Raw genomic sequence first — 1,668 nt, 5'->3', positions numbered from 1 at the left:
TCTTGGGTTCTAGCGGTCGTTGCAACACCCAGAATTTTTGGGAGTTGCAACGACCGTGTCGTCTTTAAGCGAAGAGTCCTCGAGTAAGAGGAAGTACACGCCTGAACAGAGGGAGGAGTTTTTCCGGGTCCTTGATCGCCTCGGCAGTGTCACTGATGCCGCCTCGGAGCTCGGACTCAACCGGATGACGTGTTACCAGTGGTGCCGCAAGATCGGTGTCCGAAACGAGCAAACGGTGAGGAAGAAGTACACGCCTGAACAGAGGGATGAGTTTTACCGCGTCCTTCATCAGGTGGGCAGTGTGACGCTGGCAGCGGCGGAACTCGGGCTGAACGTGAACACTTGCCACCGCTGGGCCTCGGAAGCAGGCATTGCGAGTAAACCCCCGGGTTCTGGCAGGCGTGAGGAGTTTCTGCGTCTGCGCAGCGCGGGGATGAGTCGGGGCGAGGCCATCACTGCAGTGGGTGTGCATCCCAAGACTGCCAGGGAGTGGGAACGCGGGATCCGCAGAACCGGTCGTCGGCGCATTTACCCGGACGGGCGTGTGGTCGATTACAACCATGGTGTGACTACTATGACCCCCGCCGGAACGACAGAGTTTCCCGGCGAACCAATACCTCTGTCAGTGCTGGAGAAAGCCGTCGACCCGCGGTACCTGTCCCTGCAGGAGCGCGAGACGATTCAGGACCTGAGATCCGGAGGGTCTTCCATGAGGGCCATCGCAACGATCCTCGAACGTCCCGTCTCGACGGTCAGCCGGGAACTGGCCCGCAATACCGATCCGGTACTGGGTTACCTGCCGCACGGGGCGCACCGGAAAGCCGCCGCCCGCAGGGCCCGTCCGAAGAGCGCCAAACTCGTTGAAGAGAGTCCGCTGCGGGAGTATGTGAAGGAAAAACTGGCCATACGCTGGTCTCCGGAACAGATCAGCCACACCCTGGTCGACGAGTTCCCCGACGACCCGGAGATGCGAGTGAGCCCAGAGACGATCTACCAAGCCCTGTACTTCCAGGCCCGCGGCGGACTCAAACGCGAAATCCAGGCAGCCTTGCGCACCGGCCGGGCACGCCGCAAACCCCACAAAGACGCGGCCCAACGCACCTCCCGGTTCGTGGACCCGATGATCATGATCTCCGAACGTCCGCCCGAGATCGAGGACCGGGCCGTGCCCGGCCATTGGGAAGGGGATCTCATCACCGGAGCGAACAACCAGTCCGCGATCGCCACCCTGGTCGAGCGCACCACCCGGTACGTGATGCTCGTCCACCTGCCCAATGACCACACCGCCGAAACGGTCCGTGACGGACTCATCGCCACCATGTCCACCCTGCCGGCGCACCTGCGCGGGTCCCTGACTTGGGACCAGGGCGCCGAAATGGCCGGACACAAATCCTTCAGCCTGGCCACGGACATGCAGGTCTACTTCTGCGACCCCGCCAGCCCCTGGCAACGCGGCTCGAACGAGAACACCAACGGGCTGCTGCGCCAGTACTTCCCCAAAGGCACAGACCTGTCCGTCTACGGCCCGGAAGACCTCGAACACGTCGCCCAGGAACTCAACGGCCGCCCACGCAAAACGCTCGACTGGGATAGCCCAGCCGAGCGTCTGCGTGATCTAATCTTGACTACTTAGCCAACAGGTGTTGCAACGACCCCTAGAAACCGCCA

General features: G+C 62.4%; 1 protein-coding gene. It reads left to right on the top strand.

Annotated features, from left to right (window positions below; all coding sequences use genetic code 11):
- Positions 1-433: 433 nt before the first annotated feature.
- A complete protein-coding gene (locus AC4CS3_RS23875) occupies positions 434-1,633 on the top strand; it encodes an IS30 family transposase (protein ID WP_490785532.1) in 1,200 nt (399 codons plus the stop codon).
- The last annotated feature ends 35 nt before the right edge of the window (positions 1,634-1,668 follow it).

The sequence above is a fragment of the Arthrobacter sp. SE2 genome (assembly GCF_058244265.1).
The sequence above is the reverse complement of the archived record's forward strand: the minus strand, read 5'-3'. Positions and strand labels throughout refer to the sequence as shown.

Bases quoted from the DNA above. Each gene is read 5' to 3' on its own strand.
- AC4CS3_RS23875 (WP_490785532.1), top strand. From the start codon at position 434: ATGAGTCGGGGCGAGGCCATCACTGCAGTGGGTGTGCATCCCAAGACT.